The 25789-nt window shown below is 50.1% G+C and carries 22 protein-coding genes; 15 read left to right on the top strand and 7 right to left on the bottom strand.

Translation table 11 applies throughout. The annotated features are described in order from the left end of the window. The first annotated feature begins 4 nt into the window (after positions 1-4). From BUB30_RS31665 to BUB30_RS31655, 3 genes are read left to right on the top strand one after another with little or no spacing between them, the layout of a single operon-like run. Positions 5-355 (top strand): c-type cytochrome, encoded by a 351-nt coding sequence (locus BUB30_RS31665; protein WP_073142614.1) that lies wholly within the window; start codon positions 5-7, stop codon positions 353-355. 11 nt (positions 356-366) lie between these two features. Beyond that, the gene (locus BUB30_RS31660) at positions 367-750 is read left to right on the top strand and encodes a DoxX family protein (protein ID WP_073142610.1); all 384 of its coding nucleotides are present in this window, start codon (positions 367-369) and stop codon (positions 748-750) included. 1 nt (position 751) lies between these two features. Further along, a complete protein-coding gene (locus tag BUB30_RS31655; protein ID WP_073142608.1) occupies positions 752-1210 on the top strand; it encodes a luciferase domain-containing protein in 459 nt (152 codons plus the stop codon). Between the two features lie 211 nt (positions 1211-1421). Here the strand turns inward: BUB30_RS31655 and BUB30_RS31650 are convergent, their stop codons facing one another. From BUB30_RS31650 to BUB30_RS31640, 3 genes are all read right to left on the bottom strand, one after another. Continuing rightward, positions 1422-3821, bottom strand: coding sequence for an ABC transporter permease (locus BUB30_RS31650; protein ID WP_073142607.1), 2400 nt, complete (start codon positions 3819-3821; stop codon positions 1422-1424). A gap of 10 nt (positions 3822-3831) precedes the next feature. Continuing rightward, the gene (locus BUB30_RS31645) at positions 3832-4536 is read right to left on the bottom strand and encodes an ABC transporter ATP-binding protein (RefSeq protein ID WP_073142605.1); all 705 of its coding nucleotides are present in this window, start codon (positions 4534-4536) and stop codon (positions 3832-3834) included. A gap of 68 nt (positions 4537-4604) precedes the next feature. After that, positions 4605-5726 carry an AraC family transcriptional regulator gene (locus tag BUB30_RS31640; RefSeq protein ID WP_073142603.1) on the bottom strand — a complete coding sequence of 374 codons (1122 nt, stop codon included), beginning with the start codon at positions 5724-5726 and terminating at the stop codon, positions 4605-4607. Positions 5727-5944: 218 nt separating this feature from the next. Here BUB30_RS31640 and BUB30_RS31630 point away from each other — a divergent pair, with 218 nt between their 5' ends. Genes BUB30_RS31630 through BUB30_RS31620 form a run of 3 tightly spaced genes read left to right on the top strand, consistent with a single transcriptional unit; the run spans position 5945 to position 8939 of the window. Continuing rightward, complete coding sequence (locus tag BUB30_RS31630) at positions 5945-7105, top strand: MFS transporter (RefSeq protein ID WP_073143436.1); 1161 nt, start codon at positions 5945-5947, stop codon at positions 7103-7105. A 33-nt stretch (positions 7106-7138) separates the two neighbouring features. Beyond that, the gene (locus BUB30_RS31625) at positions 7139-7957 is read left to right on the top strand and encodes a fatty acid desaturase family protein (RefSeq protein WP_221408833.1); all 819 of its coding nucleotides are present in this window, start codon (positions 7139-7141) and stop codon (positions 7955-7957) included. A gap of 13 nt (positions 7958-7970) precedes the next feature. Beyond that, positions 7971-8939 carry a hypothetical protein gene (locus BUB30_RS31620; RefSeq protein WP_073142598.1) on the top strand — a complete coding sequence of 323 codons (969 nt, stop codon included), beginning with the start codon at positions 7971-7973 and terminating at the stop codon, positions 8937-8939. Position 8940: 1 nt separating this feature from the next. Here the strand turns inward: BUB30_RS31620 and BUB30_RS31615 are convergent, their stop codons facing one another. Both BUB30_RS31615 and BUB30_RS31610 read right to left on the bottom strand, forming a co-directional pair. Continuing rightward, on the bottom strand, positions 8941-9516 hold the full coding sequence (locus BUB30_RS31615) for an NADAR family protein (RefSeq protein ID WP_073142596.1): 576 nt from the start codon (positions 9514-9516) through the stop codon (positions 8941-8943). Positions 9517-9528: 12 nt separating this feature from the next. Beyond that, positions 9529-9954: a hypothetical protein gene (locus BUB30_RS31610; RefSeq protein ID WP_073142595.1), complete on the bottom strand. Its 426-nt coding sequence runs from the start codon at positions 9952-9954 to the stop codon at positions 9529-9531. A 136-nt stretch (positions 9955-10090) separates the two neighbouring features. Here BUB30_RS31610 and BUB30_RS31605 point away from each other — a divergent pair, with 136 nt between their 5' ends. Continuing rightward, entirely contained in the window at positions 10091-11350 is a 1260-nt protein-coding gene (locus BUB30_RS31605) for a flavin monoamine oxidase family protein (protein ID WP_073142593.1), read from the top strand. A 48-nt stretch (positions 11351-11398) separates the two neighbouring features. On the opposite strand, the gene BUB30_RS31600 is transcribed toward BUB30_RS31605, so the two are convergent. Next, on the bottom strand, positions 11399-13993 hold the full coding sequence (locus BUB30_RS31600; protein WP_221408832.1) for an ABC transporter permease: 2595 nt from the start codon (positions 13991-13993) through the stop codon (positions 11399-11401). A 545-nt stretch (positions 13994-14538) separates the two neighbouring features. Here BUB30_RS31600 and BUB30_RS31595 point away from each other — a divergent pair. The 3 genes from BUB30_RS31595 to BUB30_RS31585 all read left to right on the top strand — a co-directional run bounded on the left by BUB30_RS31595 (position 14539) and on the right by BUB30_RS31585 (position 19067). After that, positions 14539-15231, top strand: coding sequence for an RNA ligase family protein (locus BUB30_RS31595; RefSeq protein ID WP_073142591.1), 693 nt, complete (start codon positions 14539-14541; stop codon positions 15229-15231). 12 nt (positions 15232-15243) lie between these two features. Beyond that, positions 15244-16350 (top strand): AAA family ATPase, encoded by a 1107-nt coding sequence (locus BUB30_RS31590; RefSeq protein ID WP_073142590.1) that lies wholly within the window; start codon positions 15244-15246, stop codon positions 16348-16350. Positions 16351-16661: 311 nt separating this feature from the next. Next, positions 16662-19067 (top strand): FtsX-like permease family protein, encoded by a 2406-nt coding sequence (locus tag BUB30_RS31585; RefSeq protein WP_073142588.1) that lies wholly within the window; start codon positions 16662-16664, stop codon positions 19065-19067. An 84-nt stretch (positions 19068-19151) separates the two neighbouring features. On the opposite strand, the gene BUB30_RS31580 is transcribed toward BUB30_RS31585, so the two are convergent. Then, complete coding sequence (locus BUB30_RS31580) at positions 19152-20384, bottom strand: acyloxyacyl hydrolase (RefSeq protein ID WP_143165164.1); 1233 nt, start codon at positions 20382-20384, stop codon at positions 19152-19154. A gap of 44 nt (positions 20385-20428) precedes the next feature. Between BUB30_RS31580 and BUB30_RS31575 the strand changes: the two genes are divergently transcribed. The 5 genes from BUB30_RS31575 (at position 20429) to BUB30_RS31555 (ending at position 25715) form a co-directional block, all read left to right on the top strand. After that, positions 20429-22414 carry a sensor histidine kinase gene (locus BUB30_RS31575; protein ID WP_084138508.1) on the top strand — a complete coding sequence of 662 codons (1986 nt, stop codon included), beginning with the start codon at positions 20429-20431 and terminating at the stop codon, positions 22412-22414. Positions 22415-22507: 93 nt separating this feature from the next. Continuing rightward, on the top strand, positions 22508-22801 hold the full coding sequence (locus BUB30_RS31570; RefSeq protein ID WP_073143432.1) for a YciI family protein: 294 nt from the start codon (positions 22508-22510) through the stop codon (positions 22799-22801). A 27-nt stretch (positions 22802-22828) separates the two neighbouring features. After that, complete coding sequence (locus BUB30_RS31565; protein WP_143165163.1) at positions 22829-23554, top strand: hypothetical protein; 726 nt, start codon at positions 22829-22831, stop codon at positions 23552-23554. 161 nt (positions 23555-23715) lie between these two features. Then, positions 23716-24258, top strand: coding sequence for a WG repeat-containing protein (locus BUB30_RS31560; RefSeq protein ID WP_073142581.1), 543 nt, complete (start codon positions 23716-23718; stop codon positions 24256-24258). 5 nt (positions 24259-24263) lie between these two features. Further along, on the top strand, positions 24264-25715 hold the full coding sequence (locus BUB30_RS31555; protein WP_143165162.1) for a WG repeat-containing protein: 1452 nt from the start codon (positions 24264-24266) through the stop codon (positions 25713-25715). Positions 25716-25789: the final 74 nt, after the last annotated feature.

The following is a 25789-nucleotide window of genomic DNA, read 5'->3' as shown; positions in this document are numbered from 1 at the left end:
GCTTATGTCACGCATCATCATCGGAGTAACCGTCGCGATTTCTTTGTGTCTTGCGTGGAGCTGTGCAAAGAAGGAAGGAGATCGTGAACAATCTTCCGCATCGGACAAGGTCGTCGCGCAAGAATTGGCGGATGGTGGCCAGGCGCTTTACGAAAGCAAGTGTTCGATGTGCCACGGAAGTGACGGCACGGCGGGAATTGCCGGAGCGGCCAATCTGCAGCTGACTCCCCTGGACAGCGTCGCGCTTGAGCGTGTCATCGCTGACGGCAGGAATGCGATGCCCGCATTTAAGACCAGCCTTTCCGAAACAGAAATACGGGATCTCGCGGGGTATATAATGACTTTAAAAAAATAAATAACGACTATATGAAGAAGGATAAGATCATGTATTGGAGTTCCACGGGCATTATCGTGGCCGTCATGTTGTGGAGTGCGATCAACTTTGCGTTCAATCCGGAGATGAAAGAAGCGTTTGTCCATTTGGGGTTGCCCAATTGGTTTAGGTTGGAGCTGACCACGGCAAAACTTTTGGGCGTGTTGGCCCTCGTCGTGCCGGGTGTTCCCCATAAGATCAGGGAGTTTGCTTATTTCGGTTTTGCGATTGTTTTACTTTCCACGCCGGTAGCGCACCTGTCCAGCGGCGACAGTGTGTTGCTGGAAGTGTTTCACACATTTTTCTTTGTTACCCTCGTGGTTTCCTACCTGTATTACTACAAGGTGAGTCATCGCAAATTCAGTATCAACATGTGAAATGATGCATCCCGCTTTCTATTATCATTTGTTCTTTCGGATCACGCGGCCGGCGATTCAAAAATTGATCGGCCGGATAGAGGACCAGGTCACTACCTGGCACGGCCTGGGTGCGTTCCCTCATCCGATGGGTGGAAAGGCGTTCTTCTTTCACGAAACTGAAATAGGACACATTCATTGGAATGGACATCTCGACATCGTGTTTGGCCGTGAACTGACGTCCGAATTGTTGACACTCGACCGGATCCAACAGCACCGGTTTGTGCCCGACCGGGCCATCACGTTTCCGATCCTGAAAGAACAAGACATTTTCTTTGCGATCTCCCTGCTGCGATTTTCATATCTCCTCAAGTTGAGGCACACGTATGATGACGTGCTGATGATGGAAACCTATATGGACAATGAGATGGTGAAGCTTCCTGGTGATCTGAAAAAGATCTTAGCCTACCCAGTGAATTGAAGCGTGGGTAGTTAGAATGTGCTGGACGCTTGACGAGAAATCTTGCCGATGGTAAAATGTATCGAATCCCTTTAATTGCCTATTTCTATCTTTTTATGCTGATGCTTAGGATCAGGCATAGATCCCGGGCGATGCATAATCTGTAAAGAATAACCCGGAAGGGATGCTGTTGCATTCTGTTCCGGGTTAATCCATTTCAAAGGTTGATTATCTATTCGTAAGCCAATGCTTCGCGGGTACTGATCCGGTTTGCTCTTCTTGCGGGTAACAGCACAGCAACATAGGCGACTGCAAAGATGGTTACTATCCAGGTCATCAAGGCAAAAGCGGAGATGGTCAGCGACAGGGGTGTCCTGAACGCCATGTCGCCGATCACTCTTCCCATATACGTGGACAACACGACGGATAGAACGAAGGCCACGAAAATACTGATCGTGCCGATCAACAAACCTTCCCACACGATCAGGCTTCTGATCTTCGCGGGCGTTGCGCCGATGGCGCGCATCACCCCGATCTCGCGGGTCCGTTCCAGCACACTCATGCTCACGGTAGATACCAATCCGATCGTGCCGACGAGAGCCATGAGCAGCGCCATCGCCAACAACGAATTGACGAGCACCTTCATGTGAGCAGCAATCGCATTGCGCAGCAGCCACACCGGGATGGTTTTGCTGACGGCCATGTTTTCTTTTTCGAGGAGCTTTTCTATTTCGAGGTTCTTGCGCATGGCATTTTCCTTTGACCGATCCCGGTAGGAAATCCGCAACAGCTCGGCCTGGCCGGTGGTGTTTGTGATCGCCGAAAAAGTTTGCAGCGAAACATAGGCGGTGGAGTGTGAGCCAACGTCCTCTACAAAACCGATCACTTTCCAGGTGGAGACTTTCTCTTCGATGGCGAGCGACACCTCGTCGCCGATCTTTAGGGAACTCCTTGCGGACTGGTTCAACACCACATGGTGGGCTGTTGGATCGTGCAGCCATTTTCCTTCGGTGATCGTCGGGTTCAACAACTGCGTGGGCACGGGGAGCGCCAGCATGGTGAAGCTTGCGTGACCTTTGTCGGGATAGGTGCTCGTGATGTTTAAGGCGTTGTCTTTGCTGACGGATGTGGGCGAACTACTCCAGGCTTCCACCGCGCGAACACCTTGAACGGCATCAATTTTTTTGACGATCGAATCGGTTGTCGTAAAATTATTCAAGTGTACTTCCAGGTCGTAGAGGCGTTGGACGTATATTCTTTTCAAATTGGAATCCCAGGCTTCCGACACATTGAGTGCTGTCATGAACATCGCTCCGCCGGCCGCGAGTAGTCCAAGCGTCATCACCAGGCGCGAGCGCTGGCGGAAAACATTTCGAATGGCCAGACGGAAGGTTTCGCTAAAGAAATTCAATTGCGAGAAACGCACGATCCACGATGTGTTGGCGCTATACGTTTGCGTGACACCATAATTATCCAGCGCATTTTTTACGCTGATGCGGCTGCCACGAATCACCGGCAGCGCCGCCGCGACAAGAGGAATGATGAGGCCCGAACCTACTTGAATTATCGCCACCCAATATGGAATGGAGTCATCATTGATCTCGAGATTGAGGAGAACAGCAAGCTGACGATAAAATCCAGCGGCCGCTAACCGACTTAGCGGAATGGCAACCATCAACGCCAACACGCAAAGCAGCACCATCATCAGGGCGTACAACCCCATGACCTGAATAGAATTCGCACCAATCGTTTTCATGACTCCGATCTGGCGCACCTGCTTTACCATGAGCGTCGCCATCGAAGTGGCCACCAGTATCGAACCCAGCACGAGGATCATAAAACTGAATACAATAAAAATCGACATGACGGCATTCATCTGGCTCTGGTGAGGATGCTTGCCGGGCGACGGCACTTGGATCTCGTGGACAGGATATCCGGCGCGTTCAACTTGACGAGCCACCGATTGTGCGGTCTCCATAATATGATCTCTTGAGTAAGGCTGCTCGCTGACCAGGATCCTTAACTGATCAAAGCCCTGTGTTTCTCCTAAGGCGTGGAGCGTTTCGATTGTGATGTATCCATAGCCGGCTTGCTCTTGCCATGCGGGGGCCAGACCGGGGTCGTGTACTGTGCCGGACAATTTTACTTTCTGAGGTTCGCCGTGTGGTGTTTTGATCAACAGGTCATCGCCCTCTTTGGCGTTCATCACGATCAATGCTGTCCGTTCCACCAGCATGGATCCGGGGGAAGGTTCCGCTTCGCCGCTGAGGTGATGGGGTTTGTTCGTTCGTTTTTCTTTGAAGTCATCAATTACAAAGAGCAGCAAAGGAAACCATTTGTCGCCAACCCTCATCCGCGCTGTAACGGTGGCGTGTCGCTCGGCTTCCTGGATGCCAGGAATTTTTTTCACGCTGTCGACCAGGCTTTTTGAGATTTCTTTTTCGAGTTCCAGGGTTGCCGATGCCGGAACGGTGCTTAAGTAATTGTCGGTCATTTCGCGTTTAATGACGCTGTAGCCGCCCAGGATAGCGCCGATGCCAAAAACGCCGAGGGCGATGGCGACGATGAGCATGATGTTCTTGGGGTAGTCGGAGGTGAGGTCGCGGATGACTTTGATGTATCTTGTTTTCATAGGGAATTTTTCAGGCGGGGACAAATTCGTTGACAATCGCACCGTCGGCGATGACGATGACATCTTTGAAGTAGTCGGCAAAATCCTTTTCGTGCGTGACCACGATCACCGTTTTTTCCGAGCGGGCCAGCGCGGCAAACAATTCAAAGATGGCGGCCGAGGTCTGTGAGTCCAGGTTGCCGGTGGGTTCATCGGCGATGATGACGGGTGGATCATTGGCCAACGCTCGCGCAATGGCCGCGCGCTGCTGCTGCCCGCCCGACAAAGCAGACGGAAGTTTGTCGGCCTGCTCCCGGATGTTCACTTGTTCCAGCAACACCAGTGCGCGTTCTCTTCTTTCATTCTTGGGATACCGGTTGCAGAAATCCATCGGCAACATAATGTTCTCGATGACCGTGAGGGTTGGCAGCAGTTGAAAGAATTGAAAAACGACGCCGATGTTTTTCCCCCGCCAGGTGGCGAGTTCACTTTCCGAAAGTTTGTCTACGCGGATGCCATTGATGGCCACCTGGCCTTCCGTGGGCTTATCGATGCCGGCAATGATGTTGAGGAGCGTAGATTTTCCGCTCCCCGATTTTCCGGTGACGGCCACCAACTGACCTTTTCCAATTTTCAGACTCACATTTTTCAACGCCTGAAAATTTCCGGACATTGAGGGAAATGATTTTGTGACATGACTCAATTCGATGAGTGGCTTGGACTGTTCCGTGTTCATATTGTTTTTTTACACAACAATAGGGAAGCACAAGAACCCAAGCGTCTACAGACATCCTGGTGGACGTCTTAGTCCAGAAGATTTTTCCGGTATTCGGTAGGTGTCAATCCCGTGAACCGTTTGAAGATGAGGTTGAAGGTCGACTTTGATTTGAACCCTGCTTCGAGCGCAATGCCGAGCATGTTGAAATTCTTTACGTGCGGATCGGTCATCAGCCTCTTCACCTGCTCCACTCTATATTTATTGACGAAGTCATAAAAATTATCGCCGAAGCCCACGTTGATTAATTGTGAGAGTTGGCTCCGGGTCATGTTCAAACCTTTCGCCAGGCTGGTCAGGGTCAATTCCGGATCGAGATAGGGTTTCTGTTCCTCCATGTAGGTTGTCACTTGATCGATGAGCGCTTGGTCGGGTTTCTCTTTTGCAGGAGGAATGATTGTCCGGCTTTTGTCGTCTGTTCTTCCTTCGGGTTGAAAGATCTCTTTTTGCAGGATGCCCTTATATCCCAAAGCAAAAATGGAAAGTGAAAAGGTCAGGGCCGTGGCCTTTTGAAGCCACACGTTGGGTTGGAAATGGATGGCCGCAAACAGGCTGAAAAGAAAGAGCAGGTTGATCGCGAGGAACACCGCCATAAAAAAACGCAGCCACGAAATGCTCACGTTCTCGGTGTTGGAGACTTCCTGTTCCATAAACTGCTGATAGGCCAGCCATCGCTTTCTGACCAACGCCAGGTACCATGAAAACTGCGTAACCACCGTTATCCAAAAGAAGATCGTTACCAACCGATGGTTCCCCGCCAGGAATTGGCTGAGGTGGCCGTCCGGAAGCTCGTGTAGCGATAGCGATAAAAATATGATGATAAAAAATGGCGCAAAGTGAAACGGCGAGGTCCACGAAAATCGAATCCGCAGCCCCGTAAGCTCGCAAGCATAGAACCACAACAAGGGCGCGATCAGGTAGAAGGTGGGGTCGCCAATGGAATAGACCCGCGCCGAAAGATGATCGAGTACCACCCCGGCAAACAGGATGTGCGAAATGCTAAAGGCCAGCGCCAGCAACAAAACCGATAGGAAGATGTTTGCCCGCCCCTTTCGCACGCCTTTATTATTGAGCAGCAACACGATGAACACACTCTGGATGATGCCTCCGTAGATGAGCACCTGGAAAAGAAGACTAAAAAATGTTTTCAAGCTGACGGTCCCTCAATTGTCCAAATCTAACGAAAAACAGGGTTTGACGATCCGAATGGACGTCCATAGGGATTTCGCCGGACGTGATCGTAAACGGTCTGGCCCGCTGAAAGTATCGGGAGCGTGCCCATGTGAGAAATCCCATATAAAATATGCTGAATTTATCCCGAACGCTTTTCATCTTTGTCCTGGATAGATAGCTATCCGAATTCATGGGCATGGACTTAAAAAACAGGCAGCGGGCCTTTCTGAACCTCTTTTTCTTTCTTTCAGGCGTTTGCTTCACCACTTGGACTTCGCGCATCCCCACGATCAAGGAATTCTTTGGCTTTAATTATGCGGAGCTGGGGACCATTTTGATGTGCATGCCCTTCAGCTCGCTCATAGGGTTGCCGATTTCCGGCTGGCTGGTGTCGCGCTACAATAGCCGGGTTCCGCTGGCGGTGGCGTTCTGTTCGGTGGCGGTTGCCCTGTCATGCCTGGGTTTTTCCACTACCAAACTGGGGCTTATTGCCTCTTTATGTTTGCTGGCCTTTAGCACGCGCATCATCAACATCGCTGTGAATACACAGGCCCTTCACCTTCAGAAAATCTTCAACCGACACATCAACGGCTCTTTTCATGGTTTGTGGAGCACGGGAGGTATTGCCGGCGTAGGGTTCACTTCGCTGCTCCTCTATTTTCATGTGTCTATCGCTACGCACCTTCTCATTGTGACGAGTATTATTTTGGTGGCGACGTTAACGTGCTATCGCTTTCTCCTGGACAACGACCGGGCACCATCCGGGAACAAGCTCATCCTGGCCAAGCCCGATCCCTATATGGTTTACCTCGGCATCCTGGTCTTCCTGGCATCGATCTGCGAAGGCGGCATGTTCGACTGGAGTGGAAATTTTTTTAAGGAAGTGGTCAATGAAGAAATCTTCACCCTCGGCTATCTCAACTTCATGATCTTCATGTCGCTGTCGCGTTTTGCTTCCGATGGTATTGTTACGCGGATTGGGATGGATCGCATGTTTATGGTTAGTGCAGGTTTTATAGTAGTCGGTATTGCGCTTGCGGTGGTGTTTCCCACGTTCTGGCCCTCGATGGTCGGTTTTTGTTTGGTGGGGTTTGGCACCGCGTCGGTCATTCCGGTAACCTATTCGTTGGCGGCAGGTTCGAAAAAGTATTCGCCCGGGATGGCTATTTCCATTCTTGCCACCTATGGCATTACGGGTGCATTTTTAGGCCCGCCACTCATTGGCTACTTGGCACAGGCGTTTGGACTGAAGCACGCATTTATCACCTTTGGCCTTGCCGGGTTGATGTTGGCGCCAGTGTCGCAAGCGTTTTTTAAATATTCCCGTGGTGAAAAAATGAGTGTCGTTCAAGATTGAGATCAACAACAAAAAATTAACTATTATTCCGCCTTGGAACCGTTAACCCCATCTCCCAAGCCCTCCATTAAAGAACTCGGTCTCGACCTGATGACCTTGTCGGGTTTTCAATTATGGGTCACGCTATTCCTGCCGTTCGCTTTTTTCGTTCTCTATTTCCTATTGGCTGCGAATAATTATTGGATACCGGCCGTGCTGAGCACAATGGCCCTGAGTTTTACGACGTATGGCTCGACGTCGCACGATCTCGTTCATGAAAATCTTAAATTAAATAAGACGCTGAACGCGGCATTTCTTTCCATTCTTGAATTGCTTTGTTTCAGAAGTGGTCATGCCTATAAACTGAGCCATCTCTATCACCACAAGCGGTTTCCCCACGAGGACGATGTCGAGGGTGCGGCATCGCGGATGTCGCTGGGGCGGACATTGGTGGAAGGCGTTGTCTTTCAATTCAAAATATATTTCTGGGCCCTTTCGCAATCCAGGGGCAGGAAATTTCACACGCTGATCATTGCAGAAGGTGTTTCTGTGTTGGCATTCATTGCGTTCTGCATCTACAGTGCTCAGTATACGAGCCTATTTTTGGTTTACATGTTTTTGATGATCGCCGGTAGTTGGATCATTCCTTTGGTGACGTCGTATTTGGTTCACACGCCACACGGCGCGAATGAGTTAAGACAAACGCGATTATTTCGCGGCGCTTTTTTTTCGGCCATTGCTTTCAATCACTTATTTCACCTAGAGCATCATCTTTACCCCATGGTGCCGCATAAAAATTGGCCCAGGCTGGCCAAGAGGTTAGATGCCTATTTCAGGAAAGAGGGGATTGAACCGCTGGAAGTTAAATTTTAACCCATCGATTTATATGGACAGACGAACGTTGTTGGAAGCGCTTTTAGGTGACGGCAGATTCCTGCTGGTCTTTACCGCCCTCATCCTCGTGCTGTCCGGATTGTTTGTGATTGTCCAATCCATTACCGGGCATTTTCTTCCTCACGACATCTCGTATCTCGGAATGGATGCCAATCAATTGTCAGCCTTCAACAACGGCACCATGACACGCTTCATGTTTCACGATCGCGTATCGTTTGGTGGCTCCATCATCGCGGTAGGTTTGCTCTACATGTGGCTGGCGGAATTTCCGCTTAAAAACAAAGAAGCCTGGGCGTGGTACTTGTTTTTGTTCTCCGGTCTCATTGGTTTTGGAAGCTTCCTCACTTATCTGGGCTATGGATACCTCGACACCTGGCATGGTGTTGCCACGTTGCTCCTGCTGCCATTTTTTATTGCTGGAATGATCCGTTCCTATACGATCATTAAGCAGGGCGGCACGATCGGTGATGTCTTTTTAGCAAGAGAGCGGGTGGATCTCAAGTCGGCATACGGCGTGGGGAAGATCTTTTTGCTGTTTTCGGCCGCGGGCATGTTCCTGGCAGGGGTCACGATCATGATCGTGGGGATGACCACCATTTTTGTTCCCCAGGATCTGGAGTACATGAACATCACCGTGTGCGGCATCGAAAAAATAAACAGCAATCTCAAACCGTTGATCGCGCATGACCGTGCGGCATTTGGAGGAGGACTGGCCACCATCGGGTTGCTCTACCTTTTCATTATCCGGCGATCGGCACCTTCCATCAATCTTTGGCAGATCCTGGCGCTGTCGATGGCGGTTGGTTTTTCTACCGCTATTGGTGTTCACTTTCTTATTGGCTACACCACAACGTCGCACTTGCTCCCCGCTTACTTTGGAATTGCAACGAGCATCGTTGGACTTATATTGACGTATTCTGAGATGAAGGCGCCGAAGTTTCAGGAAGGAAGCTTAGTCTGACTTAAGTGTTTTTGAAATTCGGGATGTTCTCCTCGCGTAAAAAATCTCTCGCGGCCATGATGGCAAATCCCAACAAGTTCTCCCCTTTCCAGGTATGTGGATCTTCGATCATTTTGGAATCCTGAGCCAGTCCTATTCCCCAGATGGAGTCTGTTGGACTTGCTTCTACAATGATTCGGTCCGCTGTGCTGAACAAGTATTCCGCCAACCTTTTGTTTTGACTGAACTTGTGAATATTTCCGGTTTTCACAATTTCAAATTTTTCGTTGTTCCATTTGACTTCATCAAATCCCCTGATCTTTCGGCCAAGCTCCTTCACCTCTCCGGGTTTTGTTGCTTTTAAGATGAGCCCGGAAATTTCGTCGTCTCCAAATAAATTTGCTTTCCGGGCCATCATCCAATGTTCGGCCGTTTTGTATTCGATGCCGTCCACCGTAAAAGATGATGGATACCATTGACTGAAGACAAATTTTCCAATTTCATCCGGGGTTTTATTGGAGTGTCCCCAAAAGAAAATGTACTTGAGTGACTCTCCTTTGTCAAACTTATTTTTCAACCAATTCAGATCGTAATTCATTTTTTGCAATGTTTAACTCCACGACATCTTAATGACAACCCAGTGATCCAACCGATTGACCCGAACCGTTCCTCCGATCGAGCGTTCTTCACCAGGATGAATTTCATATAAAAGAGTACCATCCGCCTCAACGACCGGTACCATATTCTTCATGCGGGCGCTTTTTTTTATCCAAGCATCGATCGCATCATTGTCAAGCTCGAACCGAACGATAAATGTCCTGGTGAACATGCTTCCTTCCGTGCCCACCGAAACATCTTCCGCGGCATCAGGTAGATCTGCCAGCCCTCCCCAGGTTATCGCAGCTTCAATGGCCTCGGACCTGTCCCAGGGCATAACAATGTTTGCGAAATAGGGGATGACGAAGAGTCCAATGAAAAGGAAAAAAGCGATAAGAAGGCCGAGGAGCGTTCGAAGTACAATTTTCTTAACGGTCATTCGATAATTTGAATCGCCAATTTAGCAGGCGTTCGAGGCGAAGATAATTCTTTATACTTGTGAAGTGTCGCTGGTCAATAAAAAAACCATCCCATACGCAAGTTGTTAAGCTGAATAACTTCTAAATTTCATCACGATGTCAAACATTGTCATAATCGGTTGCGGAGCCTCGGGATTAATGAGCGCCAGGATGCTAGCAGAGAAAAACCATAAAGTAACCGTAATAGAAGCCCGGGATCGAATCGGGGGGCGCATCCAGGAACTGAATGGAAAATTTTCCCGCCCCGTAGAAGCCGGTGCCGAATTTATCCACGGCAGCCAATCCCTCACGCTCGGCCTACTCCATGAGGCCAAGGGCGAGGCGATGCAGCTGAATGGCAAACATTACACACTAAGCAAAGGTGAACTGGAGCGAGGCGATCTCATGGACGACCAATGGGACGAATTGACCCAAGCCCTCAACACCCTGACGACCGACACCGACATGGCCTCCTTTCTCGACAAACATTTCAAAGGAGCGACCTACCAAGACCTGCGTAACCGCGTGCAACGTTTCGCCGAAGGGTTTGACACAGCCGACATCCGCCGCGTAAGCGCATTGGCCCTCAGAGAAGAATGGTCAGAAACGGATGAGGATCACCAATACCATATCCGCGACGGCTACAGCTCACTGATGCAATACCTGGCCGCAAAAGTGAAAGACGCCGGTGGCACCATCATGCTTTCCTCACCCGTTCGGGAAATAGCATGGCGCAAAGGCTACGTGAAAGTGACGACCGATGCTGGCGGATGCATTGAAGGCGAAAAGGTAATCGTCACCGTTCCGTTGGGTGTGTTGCAAAAAGGAACGATACATTTCACACCCGATCTGCCTCAACACCGCACGGCGTTCCAGGCGATGGGTTTTGGAGGAGTCATTAAATTTCTCTTTGAGTTCAACGAGCCTTTTTGGGAAGACCACGCGAGCAGAAACCTGAAGAACCTCGCCTTTCTATTTTCCGACGCCGACATCCCCACGTGGTGGACACAACTTCCCGACAAGACGCCACTCCTCACCGGCTGGTTTGGCGGCCCGCGCACATTCAATGCCCATCATCGAACGGGTGACCTGTTTGCACAAGCCATCGCTTCCCTGCAATACATTTTCAAACTCACTCCCGCCGAAATAGAATCCCGAATCCGTCACTGGCACATTGCCGATTGGACACAGGATCCTTACACGCACGGAGCCTATGGCTACACGACGGTTGAAACAACCGACGCCCTGGCCTTGGTAACAAAGCCTGTTCAGGATACCCTCTATTTTGCGGGCGAAGCGATGTATGAAGGTCCTTCCATGGGCACCGTGGAAGCGGCCCTGACCAGCGGAAAAGAAACAGCAGAGAATATGAATTAGGATCGCAATTTTGCCAAACTAATTTGGAGTCTTTAGAGGGCCGGAGCCTCACTCCGACCGAAGACTCTTCACCGGATTCTCCAACGCCACCCTTATCGACTGAAAGCTAACCGTAAAGAAAGCAATCAACACAGCAGCCCCTGCAGCCAACCCAATCACCCACCACTGCACACTCACCTGGTAGGCAAAGTTCTCCAACCAACCCTGCATCAGCCACAGCGACACCGGTGTTGCAATGGCGATAGCAATCCCAATCAACAACAAGAAATTCTTCGAAAGCATCACCACAATACTGCCCACACTCGCACCCATCACTTTCCGAATGCCAATCTCTTTCACGCGCGTCTGCGCCGTGTACGTAGAAAGTCCCAATAATCCCAGGCACGAGATCACAATGGCAATCCCCGTAAAGAGATTGAAAAGCGTACTGATGCGTTGCTCCGATTCGTAATGTCTTCTATACGTCTCGTCCATAAACGTATAGTCAAAGGGAAATCCTTCATTGTATAGGTTCCACACCTTCTCGATGCAAAGTAGCGCTTCTTTCGCCCCGCGGGCATTGGCCTTCACAAACAATCCCGAGCTCACGGGTTCATAGTGAAACACAAAGGGCTCTATTTTCTGCCGCAGCGAAACAAAATGAAAATCTTTCACTACGCCGACGATGGTCCCCTCGACGCGATGCAGCCGGAACCGTTTCCCAATCGGGTCTTTGATGCCACTTTCGCGCACGGCGGTTTCGTTCAAAATAAAATGAGATGAATCGGACGCGGCGCCGCTGAAATTTTTTCCTTCGAACATGTCGATCTTGAAAAGCGAGATGAAATCTTTATCGATGCCCATGTCGTGGACAAAGAAACTGCCGTTGGGATCTTTGCCGTCCCAGTCAACGTCGAGCGTGGCGCCGCCGACGTTGGTGATGTTGTTGGTGGCGCTGGTCACACCCGTGATGCTGGCCTGGGAGAGCAATTGGGTCTTCACATCTTCGAAATGGTCTTTCATGTGGTTCATGTCCAGCGAGATCACAAACGATTTGTCGTAGCCCAATTCTTTTTCTTTCAGAAAACTAAGTTGTCGGCCGATCATCAACGTGGCAATGATCAGGCCGACCGAAAATGCAAACTGACAGACCACCAGAATTTTTCGGAACGCCGCATTTCGAATGCCCCACGACAATTTTTGACGCAAGGCATGGATCGGGTGAAAAGAAGATAGCAGCATGGCCGGGTAAATGCTGGAAGCCAAAAGTGTTACCAGCAAGGTGGCACCAATCACTTTCCACACCATCGGGCTAAACGGATCGAGGACCATGTGTTTGCCGGCAAGCATGTTGTAGTAAGGCATGAGAAACGAGATCAGTCCCAGGGCCAAGAGCAGTGCGATAAAGAAAAACAGAAGGGTCTGGACCAGGAACTGATTAAAGAGTTGTTTCCGCGACGCGCCGATAATTTTTCGCACGCTCACTTCCTTCGAGCGCAGTGTGGCACGGGCTGTGAAAAGGTTCACGTAGTTGATCGAAGCGATGAGCAGGATCAATGCCGCCACAATGGCAAAGATCTCCACGGTCTGCATGCCGCTCGGTTTGCCATCGGTGTCGTAGAGGTGGAGGTCTTTTAGCGACTGGAGCGTGTAGAACCCCACGTCCACAGGCTTTAGTGCGGGCTGATGATCGATGTTGATCTTGGTGAGCTTCGCTTCCACCGCTTTAAGATCAGCGCCAGAGCGCAATTGAAGAAACGTGACCCATCCATAGTTGCCCCATTGTTCTTCCAACGGTTGCCATCCACGATCCTTGCTTTGTTTCTCCGCCAGCGATGTAGAGAACAGGATGTCGCATTTTATTCCGGAGTTATCCGGAAAATCAGCCATGACGCCGCTCACGACGAAGTTGTCTTTATTATCCGCCAGCAGAATTTTTCCCAAGGGATCCTCGTCGCCAAAGAAGCGCTTTGCTGTTGTCTGCGAGAGTACCACTGACTCGGGCGTGGGAAAAAGATTCTTCACATTGCCCTCCAACAAAGGATAGTCAAACACTTTGAAGAAGGAGGGATCAGTGTAAACCATCACATTTTTGCTGAGCGCCACATCCTTGTACCGGAAAACCGAATAGTCCTGGGTCTGCGTGATGCGCACGGCCTGCTCGATGTCCGCAATTTCCTTCAACCCATAGAACGCCACCGTGGGCTGCACGACCGACACCGAGAATTTGTTGCCGCTCGACTCCAGGTTCACATTGATCCGGTAGATCTGGTCGGCCTTGCTGTGGAAGCCGTCGTAATGCAACTCATCATTCACCCACAAGAGAATGAGCAACCCAACCGTTAGCCCCAGGGTGAGGCCCAGGAGGTTGAGCGCGCTGTAATATTTGCTGCTCACGAGGTTTCGCCACGCGGTCTTGAAGTAGTTTTTGAACATATCGAAGTTGTTTGTGTTGTCGGATTCTTTTAGGGAGCGGATAATTCCCGGGCGGAAGAGCAACAGGACATCCCACACGAATTTCAAATCCGCTGTTCGCTTCCCCGAAGCTTTCAGGCGCTCGTGATAGAGTTCCATGAGATCGCCTTCGATGGGGTTAACCAGGTCCGGGTGGCAATACCACCGGAAGAAGCGGAGAAAGAGGCGGGGTGGTGTGCGGGTTTTCAAATCGGTGTTGCGCTAGGTTAGGTTGAGCCAGGTGCGGGAGAACCGGCCGGTAATAATTAATTCCTAAATGTAGTAATAATAATTGTGCCAGGATGAAAGGATGCCCTAACGACTGGGATGGACAAGTAACGGCGGTAAACAAAATGAAAAACCGTCCGGCATTCGTCCGCATCCGAACAAAGCGTTGGTCAGGCCTCATGGTTTATTTAAATTCAACTGCCGATAAATTCACGCCATTATATGGGGACTTCTCTTCGTTTTTTCCGTTCTATCGCGTTAGCAATTATCTTTGCATCACAAATAATGTTCAACCCTTCAAAACGAGGGAATTTCAAGAATGCCTGTCATGTGACACCATATCCAATCTCCAAACGCTCCTTCCATCAGGGGTCTTGATGGTGTTTTGCCTTAAAGTTTCCGAATAACAAAGAAGTATCTCAGATCCATCTGGCAGGATACGGTTGTTTTTATGCTTTTAAACTGACGCATGCATCAACAGGGCGGAGCCATGTCTTTACCGATCATTATTTTAACTTAGATCATTTATGAGTATTTCAAGAAAATATGGAAGAACGTATCACTATCCCTTTTCTCCGGGGACGAGCAGCGACGACCGGATCAATCACGACTATTGGCAGGATGTAAAAAATATCGACCTCATGGTTCACACCGAAAAACTGGATGGCGAGAACAATTGCCTCAGTCGCTACGGTGTGTTTGCCCGCTCGCATGCCGCGCCCACTACATCATCGTGGACGCAAAAGATCCGCGAGCAATGGGAACTGATAAAAAACGATTTGGGAGATCTCGAGATCTTCGGCGAGAACGTATATGCCATTCACTCTATGGAATATAAAAGCCTCGACCATCACTACTATGTCTTCGCCATCCGCCAGGGCGATACCTGGCTGGGTTGGGATGAGGTGAAGTTCTATGCGGCGCTGTTCGATTTCCCGACCGTGCCCGAGCTGAAAGTGGTTCACCCTGTCGACGAAGCTACATTCCGGCGAGAAGTCATGGCGCTGGTTTCAGAGAACAGTATCTTCGATTCGTATGATGTCGCTTCGAAAGCGCCGTGCACACGGGAAGGTGTGGTGAGCAGGAATGCCAAAGCCTACGCGGTGGACGAGTTTGCCCATCACGTGTTTAAATATGTGCGCAAGGGCCATGTGAAAACCGATGAACATTGGACCCGCCACTGGAAAAGAGCAAGACTAAGGGGAGAGTTTCCCGTTTAAAAAGAACAAATTATGAAATGGTCAATAACAAATAATAAAACGTGGGATCAGCTCGAACAAACTTTCGACTGGGTGGCCGACATGCGGAACGTGCCGCAGAGTCCCTTCCACCACGCGGAAGGCGACGTGGCTATCCACACCCGCATGGTGCTGGACGCCCTTCAGTCGCTCGATGAATTCAAAAGGCTGGATGAGCAGCAGCAAGAAGTGATGTGGGCAGCAGCGTTGTTGCACGATGTTGAGAAGCGCTCCACCACCATAACAGAAGAAGACGGCCGCATAACATCGCGGGGCCATGCGCGGCAAGGAGAGTACACAGCACGACAAGTTTTGTACAAAACGATTCCCACACCTTTCGCCATTCGCGAACAAGTGGCCGCGCTGGTGCGATATCATGGATTGCCGCTGTGGATCCTGGAAAGACCGAATCCAAAGAAAGTTGTTTTGGAGGCATCGCTTCGTTTGGACATGCCGTTGCTGGCCATGCTGGCAAAAGCCGATGCGCTCGGACGGCGATGTCTGGATCAACAAGACTTGCTGGACCGCATCGAATTGTTCAAAGCCTTTTGCGAAGAACAACAATGCTGGCATGCACCACGGGTTTTCCCGACGGACCTGGCACGGTTTGTTTATTTCCACAAAGAAGATTCTTCTCCTGATTATGTGCCGTTTGACGATCTGAAAGGAGAAGTGATCATGCTGTCGGGTCTTCCTGGCATGGGGAAGGATACATACTTGAAAAAGAACTATCCGGGCTTGCCGGTAATAAGCCTTGATGACATCCGGCGGAAAAATAAACTGAAACCAGATGATCCTTCCGCCACGGGCTGGGCGGTGCAGGAAGCCAAAGAGCAAGCCAAGGTCTTTTTAAGAAAAGGAGAACCTTTTGCCTGGAACGCGACCAATATCACCCGGCAACTGCGCGGCCAGTGGATCGATTTGTTTGTCTCCTACAAAGCCCGTGTGAAGCTGGTATATATCGAGACGTCGTATAAAGAATGGATAAACCAAAACAGCAACCGGGAGTATCCGGTCCCGAATCAGGTTCTTTCGCGTCTGTTGAGCAAGCTGGAGGTTCCCTTGCCGCAAGAAGCACACCGGGTTGAATACATTGTTTAGGAGCAGTCCGTTTTGAGCAAAACATGATTTTGCTTCGACGATCCGTAGGTTCTTGCGCCACTACCCTTGGGCTACCGGTCAATTTCTTGCTTTTTATCAAGCGGGACTTTCGTTTTCGCAAACTATTTTGCGGAAGGATAACGAAAGTCCTCCTTTTTGAAAGTCGTTAGACCGGGTGGAGTGCACAGTCGAAAAAAGGCTTTTTTTAAAAAAAACAGGCATCGGGATCCCAAAAACCCGCAATATTACTGCAACCAAAACCCACTCCCCCACGTCAAACTACTAACATTGTCAACCCTAGTCATCCTTTCATGATCAAAAACTACCTTACCACGGCCTTCCGCATCATGCTCCGGCAAAAGGCCTATTCGCTTATCAACATTGTGGGGCTGGGTCTGGGCATTGCCGCCAGCTTGCTCATCATGCTGTACGTCGTCGACGAATTGAGCTTCGACCAGTTCCATGCCGATGCGAATCGCACCTTCCGCATTGGATTTGCAGGCCGTTTGCAAGACAACAATTTCGACATGGCCGTGTCGCCCGCACCGGTGGCCGGGGCCATGCAGACCGAAATTCCGGAAGTGGAAACCACCGTGCGCTTCGGCCTGTGGCGCTCGCAGCCGATGGCCTTCGGAGATAAAACGTTCACCGAACGCTACATGCTGGTGGCCGACTCCAACTTTTTCCAGTTCTTCTCTTTCCCGTTGATCTCTGGCGACCCGAAAACGGTGCTGCAGGGAACCAACAAGGTTGTGATCACCGAGTCGGTGGCGAAACGTTATTTTGGAAACGATAATCCTATTGGAAAAATGCTGTTGCGCGGCGGCGAGAAAACCGCTTGCGAAGTGACGGGCGTGGCCCAGGATCCTCCGGGCAATTCTACGATCGTTTTTGACATGGTGTTGTCGGGCCAGTCGTGGAAGTATATGAACGACGAACAATGGACCTCCAACAACCTCTACACCTATTTCAAGACTCACCCGCAATCCGGTGTGCAACAGGTCAAGTCAAAACTGGCGGTGCTGGCCGAAAAGAATATCGGCCGCGACCTTGAAAAATACCTGGGCATCGACTTCAAACATTTCCGCGAGAAAGGCAGCGACATCGGTTTCACGATCACGCCCATGGTGGACATTCACCTGAAGTCCAACAAAGCCGAAGAGATCATTCCCGTCGGCAACTTGCAGTACCTCTATATTTTCGGAGCCGTAGCGGCGTTCATTATCCTCATTGCTTGTATCAACTTTATGAACCTGTCCACAGCGCGATCGGCAAACCGCGCCAAGGAAGTGGGCGTACGCAAGACCATCGGCGCGTTGCGCTCGCGGTTGATGGGGCAGTTTTTAGCCGAGTCGCTGATCTATAGTGCACTGTCTATGCTGCTGGCGTTGTTGCTCATCGCCGTGCTGTTAGCGCCGTTCAATGTGATCTCGGGCAAGATGCTGACGCTTTCATTTTTTGCCAGGCCAGCGGTGGTGGTGAGCCTCATTTTGTTCACCGTCGTAGTCGGCTTGCTGGCAGGTAGCTACCCGGCGTTTTATCTTACTTCGTTCAATCCGTCGGACGTATTGAAGGGCAAGATCCGGTCGGGCTTCAAGAATTCGCGCCTGCGCAACGTACTGGTCACGTTCCAGTTTGTGATCTCCATCGCCCTCATTTTGGGCAGCATCGTAGTGTATAAGCAACTCACCTTCATGCAGAATCGTGACATGGGCTTTGACAAAGAGAACGTCATCGATTTGTTTCACACCTGGTCGCTCGACAAAAACGCCAAGGCTTTCAAAAACGAACTGGCCACGCATCCTGAATTCAAAGCCTCCAGTTTTGCCAACACCTTGCCGCCGCACATCAGTTGGAGCAATGCCTTCCGCAAAGGAGGAACCGAACAGGATTTCCTGCTGCAAGTATATAACGTCGATCACGACCACCTGGCAGCCATGCAATACACGATGGCCGAAGGCCGGTTCTTTTCACGCGATTTTCCCGCCGACACGGCGTCCATCATTCTGAACGAAGCGGCCTTCAAACAAATGGGATTCGAGACCATGGAAAATCAGTTCGTGCTCAACTATGCCGGCGACAAGCCCCATGCCATGAAACTGATCGGGGTCATGAAAGATTTCAACTTCGAAACCCTGCGCAACGACGTGAAGCCCATGGCGATCATATTGGGTGGCGAACCCAACGGAGAGATGGCCATTCGTCTTGCTCCCGGCGACATACAAGCGAAAATCGCCTTGCTGGAAAGCATATGGAAAAAATATTCAAGCAACGCATTTGAGTACTCTTTTATCGACGAAAATTTTGATGCACTCTTCCGCGCCGAACAAAGGATGAGTTACATCGTTCTCGTCTTCACTGTACTTGCCATCACCATCGCCAGCCTCGGCTTGTTTGGACTCAGCACGTTCACCGCCGAACAACGCGCCAAGGAAATCAGCATTCGCAAAGTGATGGGTGCATCCATCCCCCACATCATCGTGCTCATCGCCAAAGATTTTGCCGTGCTGGTGCTCATCGCCTTTGTGATCGCCGCGCCGCTGGGCTGGTATATGGCCGACAATTGGCTGAATGGTTTTGCGTTCCACACGGGCGTGGATGCCTGGGCCGTGATATGGGCCGGGACAACATCGCTGTTCGTCGCGATCTTCACCATCAGCTTCCAGTCACTGAGGGCAGCGCGTGAAAATCCCGTCAACGCCATGCGAAGCGAATAAGTATTTCAACAAATAAATAAGCGGCCGGCGTCTCTTTGACAAAGTTCAAATGAGTGCCGGCTTATTTTTTTGGAAGAATAGAGGCTAGAAAATCACACCCGCGGTGAGCGCAAGGAAGTCCGACACCTTGCCGTGCGCATGCAGTGAAATGCCCGCATACAACGGGCCGGTGATGCGATATTCCAGGAGATAGTGTTGGTACAGATTGTTGTCTGGATTGGGATGGTGGGGTGACACATAATACGCCAATTGCTGTCCGAAGAGAATTTTCCCAAAAAAGAAGTAATTCTGCAGGCTCACGGAAGCTACGAAAGTGTTGTAGGGTTTATTGTTTTGAGCTTCCAGCACGTTGCTGACGCCATCATAAAAAAACTCTGTCCCCAAACCGATGGAGCACACCCTACCCAACGGTTTTACGACGCCTACATTGACGCCTCCGGCAAATCTTTTTTTAGAAGGCTCGGTGTCGGTGGGGTCCGAAGTGTGGCTGCCGCCAAAAAGATGGGTGATCACTTTCAGGCTGCGCTCGGTAAAAGCTTTGCGCGTACGCGGCTTCAATTCCAACGGACGCACGGCATAGGATACACCCACATTGGCCGTGACAATATTGATCCCCCAATTGGGCCAGGTGCTGCCACCATTTGAAATATGAGTGAATTGAACGCCTCCCAAAATGCGCCAGCGCGGGTGGATCACATAATAGAGCGTTGGGTTCAGCAACAATAAAAAGCTGATGTGCTGACTGAAATAAATGTTCTCGGGATTGGAGTCGGCATTGTAGAGTTTAGTCAGATAGGAAAGCCCTGCGCCGGCGCGGAAAGTGAACAAAAATCGTTGTGAGTGAACCACATAAGGTTCGGTGAAAATGGTGAGCCCTGCAGCTTTCCCCAGCAAACCGGCGTCGCCAAAATCGATGTAGCTGAGGGCGAGGCCGTTTTTGGCGTAGCAGTTGGCGTAGTCCCACACCCGCTGTTCATTTTTCAGAATGCTAAAGTCCAGCTCAGCCATGAACGGGGACCTGACCGTAGAATAATCGGTGGGGATGTGGTCCAATATTTTCCCGGTGTGAAAGCGTGCATCGATAAAATAAGCCCGCGTACTGTCTCCCCCCTGACCCAGCACTTTTTCACATCCGAAAAGGACGAACAATCCCACCATGAAAAACAGCAACGATTTCACTGGAGTAAAGTACGTTGCCGCGGGCAGAAAAGCCAATCCACACAAAACACCGGCCGATAAAATGGTTGTCCGGAAAAAAGAAGAAACGACGTTTTGAGGCTTTTCCTTGCCTGCGTACTCCGGAGTTTGGAAGGGCACTAATGGAGCTATGAAGGCACCCCTTTATTTATTTTCTTTGCTCCATGCGTTGGGTTTGCATAGTTGTTTTTGGAGTGATCATGCTTTGGGCGTCGGAAAGCAAGGCCCAGGCACGCGAATCCACGGCTTTCCGGGTTTCCCTCATCACCGGCGCCGGTTTCCTTCCCGACAGCACGAACATCCTCACGCCCGACAGCATGGCGTCGCCCAGTGTGCAGCGCAGATTTACAGACCAAAACCTGTTGTCGAATCAATTTCCCACGTGGGTGAAATTGAAAATTCCCGCCGGTATTCCGCCCGGTGAGTATTGCACTACCACCCGCGTGGAGGAAATCATACATCTTTACCTCTTTCGTTCCGGCGAAACAGTTCACCAACAAAACGGCCGAAATACGCCACCCTCCACGCGATCCGTTCCGCGCCGTTTCATGAACATCTGCTTTTCGATTCACCCCGCCGATAGCGTGATCTATCTCCGGGTAGATCCCCTGCAAGGTGATGCACAACCCCTCGCCATTTTTCTCGAACAGAAAGCCGATGTGGAGGCCCTCATTGCAACCAACACGCACTTGTCGTTCTTCATCACGGGCGGCCTACTCATCATTTTTTTAACCAGCCTCACCCTTTTCCTTTTTCTAGGCGATCGCAACTACATGTGGTTCTGCTTGTATCTCTTCTGTATGTATTTTATGGTGAACGGACAATTTTTGTCGTTCTATTTCGGAGAGCGCTTTCCACTCCTGTTTTTGAATTCAGCATCCAATCAATTGTATTTTATTTTTGCGCCGTTGTCGTTGCTTTGGTTTGCCTATTCATTTTTTGATATCCGTAGAAAATCACTCGGTTGGAAAAGGGCGTTCGTGGGGCTGATGATCTTCTCGTTGGTTTGCGTCATCACGATCCCCGTCAACCTGACGTTGAACTCCAACCTGATCCTGCTCTACAACATCGTTAGCGTTTTGGCGATTGCCGTGTACGCCGGCGTGGCATTCTTCCGGCAAAATTTCCAGCCGGCACGCTATTTCCTTTTCTCGTTCGCAGCACCGGTGCTGGTGGCGCTCTTGATCGTGGCCAATGAAATGGGATGGCTCACGGTGACGGGACTTAACCTGTTGGCCGGTGTTTCCTTTCTTCTTCAAAGCCTTATTCTTTCATTGGGAGTGGTCACACAATATCAACAAGTACACGAGGATCTCATGAAGATCACCTTCACCAAAATGCAACAGGAGCGTGAAACGGAGATCTTCAAAAGTCAAAACAATGAATTGCTGGTTCGCAACGTCACCATCGAAAGTCAAAAGATGGAAATCGAAGAGCAGGCCAGCAAACTGGCCGAACTGAACGGGACAAAAGACAAACTCCTGTCGGTGCTGTCGCACGATTTGCGCGGCCCTGTGGGAAATTTAAGTTCGGTGATGGCGCTGCTGAAAAGCAAACACCTCTCGCAAGAAGAGTTTCAAAATGTGTCCGAACACCTGCGACTGGATGTCGACACCACCTACAAGATGCTGGAAGAGGTTTTGCATTGGGTAAGCTCGCAACAACAGGGCATCGTGCCCAACCCCGTGGTGTTCCACGTGGAGACGTTGTTGGAGGAAGTGATCCAGCTGGCGTCGTCCCTTGCCTTAGCAAAACACATCCGGATCGAGACTGGCGATCTGCGGGAAGCACTGGTCCGGGCCGATCGCGACCATATCCGGATCATCCTGCGCAACCTGGTGAACAACGCTATAAAATTCAGCCCCGACCGTTCGATCATCCGCATCCATGTGACAGCGGAAGAACACCACATCCGCATCAGCGTTGCCGATCAGGGTCCGGGCATCAGTGCCGAAAAAGTGGATAGGATCATGCGCGGCGACAAAATAGACAGCACCCGCGGCACAAAGGGAGAGAAAGGCACCGGCCTCGGCCTGCTGCTGTGCCGCGATTTTATTCAATACAACCACGGTGTGTTCTTTATCTCTTCCACCGAAGGAAAAGGCACCACCATTTCCTTCACCCTCCTGCGCGCAGACAACGTGGCGTAAGTCTTGCCGGCTGAAACTTCACTGGAATTTTGCATCAAAGCGAATGAAGTTTTTTCTTCCATGCTTATCTTACTAAACCAAAACAACACTGCCATGGACAAGAAATATTTCGTCATGAAACTGATCCCGCCACGCGCCGATTTTGCGTTCACCATGACCGATGCCGAGAAGCAGGTGATGATGCAACACATTGAATACTGGAAGCCATCGCTCGAGAATGGAAAGCTGCTGGTTTACGGCCCCGTTCTGGATCCCAAGGGGCCGTGGGGGCTGGCCATCGTTTGTGTGGACAGCGAGGACGAAGCGAGAGCGCTGATGTCGAAAGACCCGTCGTTGGCAATCAATACGTATGAGATGTATCCGATGCGCGCTTCCGTGAAACAGTAATCTGTTGGAGCCCGTTTACATCCATAAATGATGTCGGATAGTCGTCGCAAAAATATTCACCGGCCCTTATTCAAGATCGCATTGTATTGCTCGTGGCCAGCGTTTTTGTTTTTTGAAATTGGCGGCTACGTGGTGGCTATTTTTTGGGTGGCTGTTTTCGTTTTGTTGATCCGGCAAGACCGGCGAAAAGCCTGGCGATTACTTTTCTTTTCGCCATGGATAATTATTCCACTCTTCCATTTCACAGCGGGAACAATAGGCTACTTTTCAGGAACCGCGGCCTTGGGCGGGGTGGGTTATCCCGGGCCAGGATTTTTTAATCTCGATCGGCAATACCGGGCGTGGCACTCAACCTCCGGGTGCGTGCAATATGGGAATGAGCCCCTCACGGACGGCCCAAGAAACGCAGCCATCTATCTCTGGACAAACCTGTGTGGCTACCAACGCGACGTTTACCAAGGCTACTATCCCGACGAACGAAAGACGCAACAGTTGCTGAACCAACAAGGGAAGATGGTCGACGTTCATCAAACCGAACGGGGAATAGATTTTTTACTGGACGGAAAAAAATATCAGATACGCAACCAGGATCATCGCGCCATGCCATTGCCCGACAGTTGTCGTTCGGGTCGCGTCGTTGTAGTGGGTGATGAATTGCTCATTTTCAAATCGGATACATCGCCCATTCAAACCTATCTAGCCGACCATAAAACGGGGCTCATTTTTGCGTGTTACTGGGGAAGTTTTTTTTAGCAAACGGGTGACCTTTCCGTTGCCGATGGATTAAGAAACAAAAAAGTCAGCGTTCCGCATAATGAAAGCCGCAATGCATCGTTCTCTGTCACGTGAAGTTGACAGAGCTTCCGGCTCGTTGTGTAGCATGCATGTCTTTCTTTTGCCTAACCTGCTCTGTTATGAAAACGATACCTTTTCTCCTGGCAATCTGTTCGCTCTCGTTTATCCAATGGCAATCGCCTCAAAAAATCATGCACCCCGAAGATCAAAACAGATTCCGGATCGTTGACGGTGACCGAATCGGATTTATAAACACGTTCGGGGAAGTCGTCATTGCACCGGTTTTTAGAAATGCCAATACTTTCTCCGAAGGTTTATGCGCTGCCCGCAAGAACGGTCTGTTCGGGTTCATCGACGTCCAGGGCAACTTCGTCATTCCCCCGCAATTTGACTTCGCCACACAATTTAACGAGGGCTTCGCGATAGCCTTTAAAAATGGCAAGTCGTTCTATATCGACCGGAATGGCAATAGTCCCTTTCACAATCCTTTCCAAACGATCAGGGCCTTTCAGAACGGCCGCGCGTATGTCACAACATATTCGGAAAAAATGGGTGTCATCAATATAAAAGGTGAACTGTTGATCGATACGGTCTTTTCCCAGATCGACAAGATGATCGATCATCGCGCCATTGTCAGGGCTTGCCGGATGATTCCGGTGTGAAAAAAATGAAAGATGAGGAACCCGGTTTTGGCTTGATCGATGAGAACGGAAAGTTTATTGTTCCCTTGGGAAAGTATCAAGACATCGAGGGGCCGTCGGATGGGTTCTACCGTGTACAAATTCACGTCCGTGAAGCCGCAGACGATGTGGGTGAGAGCGGGTTCATTGATCACAATGGGGAATTGGTCATGTCGCATGTAGAAAAGGATAACTCCTATTTATGGGATGGTGTTTTCAATGGACTGGCGCGAATCCATTTGCAACGGAAGGATAAGACGATAGATCCGAATACGTATTCAACTGAAAATGCCTATCAGGGGTTCATCGATCTGAAAGGAAAATTGGTATTTGACGATCCCGAATTTGAGGAAGTGACAAACTTTTCAGAAAACCGCGCTTTCGTCAAAAGACGGGACGGGCAATACTCACTGATCAACACCAAATGTGAAGTTATCGTCAGGGATGGATTTACAGAATTGTTGACAAGCTGGGCCGAGTTGGCGCATTTTAAAAACAATACGGCGTTCGTGGCCACAGACGACGGCTGGGGACTGATCGATACCAGTGGAAGTTTTTTGATCAAACCTCACTTTGAAAGTATTGAAGCGCCCGGTTTTGTCGGCGACTATTTCTTTTTTACGGGAGGTAATCCGGAGGCGAAAAGTCTGAACGAGCGCTACTACGGTTTTGCGGACAGAAATGGCAATGTGATTGTCAATTCGATCATGGAGGACTATGATCGCGACGGATTCGTAAACGGATTGCTGGAATGCGTCGTCGATAAAAAAAGAACGTTTATCAACGAGCACGGCAAAATCGTTTGGCAGGCCGTCCCAGAAAATCAAAAAGAAAAAGAAGCCTTGAACATCGACTATATGAGTCGCGGCTATTGCTACGCCCGGTCAATGTCGGGAAGAAACAACACCGGGCATGGATATAGTGACGATAGGAATTATCCCAAGCGAATCCAGGCTAATCAGAATTTTGCGCCGAAATCCCTCTCGTTTATTTTAGACAGCACACAAGGCACATTATTTTTTGAACGCTATGCCGGACTCACTTTGTGCCTTGGCAATACGTCAAGGAAATCGATCTTCTTCAATGCTCAGGACAGCAGGTTGTATATGAAAATGCAAGCGCTCAACAACGAAGGTGATTGGCTGGACATCGAATACTTACCCAGCAGTTGGTGCGGTAACAGTTATCATACGCTAAAGCTTAATCCGGGAACGTACTGGACCTTTACGATTCCTCGCTACGAGGGCGACTTCAAAACCAGGCTTCGCATGGTGATAAGCTATATCAATCCTAAACACAATCCCGAAGAATACGCAAGGCATTCGGACCATGAACTGCTGTTGTACAGTCCCGAATTTGAAGGAAGCATTAACCCGGGACAATTCTGGCGGCAAAATAATTACGTACCGCGGGGTATCATGGACCCTTATAATAACTGAACGACCCGGCGTTGACACAAAGATGCGAGGTATCTCATGCGGGCTTCGGTGATACGATAATCTGCTAGCCACTA

Origin of the sequence: Chryseolinea serpens (genome assembly GCF_900129725.1) — a bacterium.
Lineage (GTDB): Bacteria > Bacteroidota > Bacteroidia > Cytophagales > Cyclobacteriaceae > Chryseolinea > Chryseolinea serpens.
Note: the sequence above shows the minus strand (reverse complement) of the source record. Positions and strands in the feature narration are given on the sequence as shown.

What these genes read in the sequence shown, in the direction of transcription:
- BUB30_RS31665 (WP_073142614.1), top strand. Translation starts at nt 5, where the DNA reads ATGTCACGCATCATCATCGGAGTAACCGTCGCGATTTCTTTGTGTCTT.
- BUB30_RS31620 (WP_073142598.1), top strand. Translation starts at nt 7,971, where the DNA reads ATGGACAGACGAACGTTGTTGGAAGCGCTTTTAGGTGACGGCAGATTC.
- BUB30_RS31650 (WP_073142607.1), bottom strand. Translation starts at nt 3,821, where the DNA reads ATGAAAACAAGATACATCAAAGTCATCCGCGACCTCACCTCCGACTAC.
- BUB30_RS31630 (WP_073143436.1), top strand. Translation starts at nt 5,945, where the DNA reads ATGGACTTAAAAAACAGGCAGCGGGCCTTTCTGAACCTCTTTTTCTTT.
- BUB30_RS31565 (WP_143165163.1), top strand. Translation starts at nt 22,829, where the DNA reads ATGATGTCGGATAGTCGTCGCAAAAATATTCACCGGCCCTTATTCAAG.
- BUB30_RS31555 (WP_143165162.1), top strand. Translation starts at nt 24,264, where the DNA reads ATGAAAGATGAGGAACCCGGTTTTGGCTTGATCGATGAGAACGGAAAG.
- BUB30_RS31595 (WP_073142591.1), top strand. Translation starts at nt 14,539, where the DNA reads ATGAGTATTTCAAGAAAATATGGAAGAACGTATCACTATCCCTTTTCT.
- BUB30_RS31575 (WP_084138508.1), top strand. Translation starts at nt 20,429, where the DNA reads ATGCGTTGGGTTTGCATAGTTGTTTTTGGAGTGATCATGCTTTGGGCG.
- BUB30_RS31655 (WP_073142608.1), top strand. Translation starts at nt 752, where the DNA reads ATGATGCATCCCGCTTTCTATTATCATTTGTTCTTTCGGATCACGCGG.
- BUB30_RS31605 (WP_073142593.1), top strand. Translation starts at nt 10,091, where the DNA reads ATGTCAAACATTGTCATAATCGGTTGCGGAGCCTCGGGATTAATGAGC.
- BUB30_RS31645 (WP_073142605.1), bottom strand. Translation starts at nt 4,536, where the DNA reads ATGAACACGGAACAGTCCAAGCCACTCATCGAATTGAGTCATGTCACA.
- BUB30_RS31570 (WP_073143432.1), top strand. Translation starts at nt 22,508, where the DNA reads ATGGACAAGAAATATTTCGTCATGAAACTGATCCCGCCACGCGCCGAT.
- BUB30_RS31610 (WP_073142595.1), bottom strand. Translation starts at nt 9,954, where the DNA reads ATGACCGTTAAGAAAATTGTACTTCGAACGCTCCTCGGCCTTCTTATC.
- BUB30_RS31615 (WP_073142596.1), bottom strand. Translation starts at nt 9,516, where the DNA reads ATGAATTACGATCTGAATTGGTTGAAAAATAAGTTTGACAAAGGAGAG.
- BUB30_RS31660 (WP_073142610.1), top strand. Translation starts at nt 367, where the DNA reads ATGAAGAAGGATAAGATCATGTATTGGAGTTCCACGGGCATTATCGTG.
- BUB30_RS31590 (WP_073142590.1), top strand. Translation starts at nt 15,244, where the DNA reads ATGAAATGGTCAATAACAAATAATAAAACGTGGGATCAGCTCGAACAA.
- BUB30_RS31585 (WP_073142588.1), top strand. Translation starts at nt 16,662, where the DNA reads ATGATCAAAAACTACCTTACCACGGCCTTCCGCATCATGCTCCGGCAA.
- BUB30_RS31560 (WP_073142581.1), top strand. Translation starts at nt 23,716, where the DNA reads ATGAAAACGATACCTTTTCTCCTGGCAATCTGTTCGCTCTCGTTTATC.